The organism is Microcystis sp. LE19-10.1B, from assembly GCF_027530565.1.
Classification (GTDB): domain Bacteria; phylum Cyanobacteriota; class Cyanobacteriia; order Cyanobacteriales; family Microcystaceae; genus Microcystis; species Microcystis aeruginosa.
On the sequence record NZ_JAPZQM010000272.1, the window covers coordinates 1 to 3,356 of the forward strand.

2 protein-coding genes and 2 pseudogenes are annotated in these 3,356 nt (G+C 39.4%); 2 read left to right on the plus strand and 2 right to left on the minus strand.

The window, feature by feature from the left end:
- Nucleotides 1-127, plus strand: a pseudogene (locus O9332_RS09810) (IS1 family transposase); the annotation flags it as partial.
- Nucleotides 128-159: 32 nt separating this feature from the next.
- On the opposite strand, the gene O9332_RS09815 reads toward O9332_RS09810, so the two are convergent.
- Nucleotides 160-519 (minus strand): hypothetical protein, encoded by a 360-nt coding sequence (locus tag O9332_RS09815; protein WP_288025191.1) that lies wholly within the window; start codon nt 517-519, stop codon nt 160-162.
- A 533-nt stretch (nt 520-1,052) separates the two neighbouring features.
- On the opposite strand from O9332_RS09815, the pseudogene O9332_RS09820 reads away from it, so the two are divergent.
- A pseudogene (locus O9332_RS09820) lies at nt 1,053-1,481 on the plus strand (transposase); the annotation flags it as partial.
- Nucleotides 1,482-1,787: 306 nt separating this feature from the next.
- Here the strand turns inward: O9332_RS09820 and O9332_RS09825 are convergent.
- Entirely contained in the window at nt 1,788-2,831 is a 1,044-nt protein-coding gene (locus tag O9332_RS09825) for a DNA cytosine methyltransferase (RefSeq protein WP_002759579.1), read from the minus strand.
- Nucleotides 2,832-3,356: the final 525 nt, after the last annotated feature.

Consider the following 3,356-nt stretch of genomic DNA (forward strand, 5'->3'; position numbering starts at 1 on the left):
TTGAAAGATTAAATAATACCTTTCGACAAAGGATTTCTCGGCTGGTGAGAGAGAGTCTATCTTTCTCTAAAAAAATGGAGAATCACGTTGGGGAGCCCTTTGGTATTTTATCCATGACTACAATGCACAGCAAAGCAAAGGATTAAGCCGCCATCACTACTACCGAATCACCACCTCGGCAGTGATAGCATCCTCGTTGCCTGGTGAATTAGTAAAGGTCACTTGAGAGACTTTGTTCGTCTCGTCATTGGACAGCGTTGCCTCGGTCGGGTTGCCCTTAACCTTAATTTTAAAGGTGCCTGCATCGGTCACGACTGGATACCGGCTCAGATTGAAGACTTTCTTGGTTCCATCCCCCTTACCAACTGGTTCATCGATGACTACATCAACAAATGGCGAATTGACTTCATCTGGCACGATGCCAATAAATCCGGGGATGCTGGTGCTGACTCTGGCGATCGCTTTGACTGCTGAAGGTACTTCTTCAACATAAACGCCAGGAGAAAGATATTGAGGCATAGCCCTCTCCTTAACAAAATATTTGCTTAATCTCCATGCTAGCACTTTTGGTCTATTGTGACTCCTCTCTACAGGGGTGACAACGAGATTAAAGTCTAGGCTGGGTGTGGGTTGTAGGTAGGGTTGATTCATTTAAATTATTAAGTACAGCTGATTTTGAGTCAATAAATTTGACTGAAGATTATCAAGTTTATCTTTTTCTAATCAAAAGAGTTAGTCACAATAACTAATCTTTAATCCTCTGCCAATATTTATTATGAATAGATTGATAAAACTTGTTAACAAGCCACGGCTCTTCGTTACTTGTTATGGTTCGATAGGGGGGCATAAATCGACTAAATCCTTATCTGGCAAAAGACTTAATTGATTAGTTCGCTCTAGATAAAAAACAATTGACAAAAATCGCTAAATGCCTTTCTATATAAGGGTTCCATCCCTTATAACCCCCGTCCATTGCATAACACAAACCGAAGAGCCCTTTTTTAGCTATAATCAAGTCATAGTAGGCTTTCACGTCAAAATACGCCCATGGCAGAAACGACCCCATCCGCATGAACGCGAGTTCTTGGGAAGAAGCTACGGACATCGATTATTTTATCACGAATGTCCAGGCGGAAAAAGTAACCCCGCAGTGGCTAGTAGAAACTTACTCGCCAAGAAATTGGGTAGAAGTTTTCTATCGAGAGGCGAAAGGATGGTTGGGGCTAAGAGAATATCAGGTTCGCGAGAAAGAAAGCCTTCTTCGCCATTTTATCCTGGTGTTTTGTGCCTACACTTTTATTCTCTGGCATCACTTAACTGGGGGGCTACAAAGACGATGGGCGAATAAACCTCTGGAGACGTTTACCGATGCGTTGGAGGCTTTTCGTACAGCGATGTCTTTTCGTTTTTTCACTTGGCTAACGCAGAATATTGATGTCTTTACCTCTCACAAAGCGGCTTTGGGCTACATTTGGGCTTAAAATTTGTTTAAGTCCCAGTAGTCATTTTTAGGCAGTGGTTTCAAAATATCTTTCATGAGTTTTGGAAAATTTATTAGCATATTTTATGATCTCCTTGAGGTTTATCTTTACTTCTACATCCTATCTATAATAGGCGTTTTTGTGTGACTTTTTACGACGTTCAACACTTCTGGCAGTTATCTTAACGGTGAGATAGGAAGTTTTGGTTTTGGGGAGTCGGTCGTCTATACCAAATTAGGTTATACTTCATCTTGGTAAGAAACGCTGTCATCTACCCAAACACCTAGAAACAATTGCTATTTTTCCTCAGATTGACAATAGTTCTAATTGTCTCCCCTCTAGGTCTTTAATCCTGATATTTTCTTGAGAATCTCTGGATAAATTTAAAGTTTTAATCACCTCTTTTGCCACCGCTTTTACCACCGGAATGGCCACAGAATTACCGAACTGTTTATAAGCTTGGACATCGCTGACAACAATCTGAAAACTATCGGGAAATCCCTGTAATCTTGCCCATTCTCTGGGAGTCATTCTGCGGACGAATAACTTATTTACCTCTCCTTTAATGCGAGTAACGGGAGTAAAATTAGTCAGTCTTTTATTGATAACTAAATTTCTTTCTTTTCCCATACCTCCCACCACAATAGCATTAGCGATACCATCGGGAGAAATAATCTCATAACCGAACCCATTACCTTTATTTTGGTGTCTATCCTTGTGTTTAAACAAAGTTTCTAAATACTGATTAGAGAGATAATATTTAACGCTGACTTCCTTTTCTTCTAGGATATCTTTGAGACAAGTTTCTTGATGGGTTGGTTGAGGATAGGAAAAATGGTAAATATTTAAATCCTCTCGAAAACCGACGATAAAAATTCGGGGACGGTTTTGAGGAACCCCAAAATATCTGGCATTTAAAATCTGGGGACTAGGGACAAAATAATGCAAATCCTTTTCTAATATATCTAAAATAGTTTTTAAAGTTTTACCTCGATCATGATGGACTAAACCCTGGACATTTTCTAAGATAAAAGCTTTCGGTTTCTTTTCGTGTAAGATCCGGGCAACTTCAAAAAATAAGGTTCCGCGTGCATCTTCAAAACCGTGTTTTCTGCCAGCGATACTAAACGCTTGACAGGGAAAACCGCCGCACAGTATATCATGATCAGGGACAGTTTTTGCCTCTAATTTTCTGATATCTTGATTATCGGGTAAATGACCATAGTTAGCTAAGTAAACCTTTTGGGAGTGAGGATCGATTTCCGAGGAAAAAACGCATTGACAACCGAGATTCTCTAAGGCGATTCTAAATCCTCCTATACCGGCAAATAAATCAATAAAAGTCCACATATTTTATCTATTCTAAGCTTCCGTTTTGATCCCTGAGACGATGTTATACCGGCTATCTTAGATTTTAGTATAAATTCTCGAATCTTTCTGTCCACTTCCCCATCTACCCTGTCCGCGTAATTTTTTTCTCCCAAATACTAAACAGATTGGTGTTACAAGTGTAGGATAAGTAAAGATACCTTTAACAAGCATAACCTAGAAACCATGACCTCTTCTGCTCTTTTTATAGCAGTTATCCTAAATGATGAGGTAGGAAGTTTTCCTTTTGGGGAGTCGGTCGTCAGCAGTCGATACCAAATCAGTTTACACTTCGTCTTGATGAGAAACGCTATAAGTAGGCGACGATAAATCCGACATTCCGCACATCTTCATATACTTTTATATATTGGCTCTTCGGGAATTGTTATGCAAATAATTAACTTAAAATAAAATTCGATGAGAGCAACTACGCTCAAAAGTAGCTGAAATTCATACAGGAAAGGACTTAAGGCACAAATAGGTTAATACCAAAAGATAGACAATTGA

What these genes read in the sequence shown, in the direction of transcription:
- O9332_RS09815 (WP_288025191.1), bottom strand. Translation starts at nt 519, where the DNA reads ATGCCTCAATATCTTTCTCCTGGCGTTTATGTTGAAGAAGTACCTTCA.
- O9332_RS09825 (WP_002759579.1), bottom strand. Translation starts at nt 2,831, where the DNA reads ATGTGGACTTTTATTGATTTATTTGCCGGTATAGGAGGATTTAGAATC.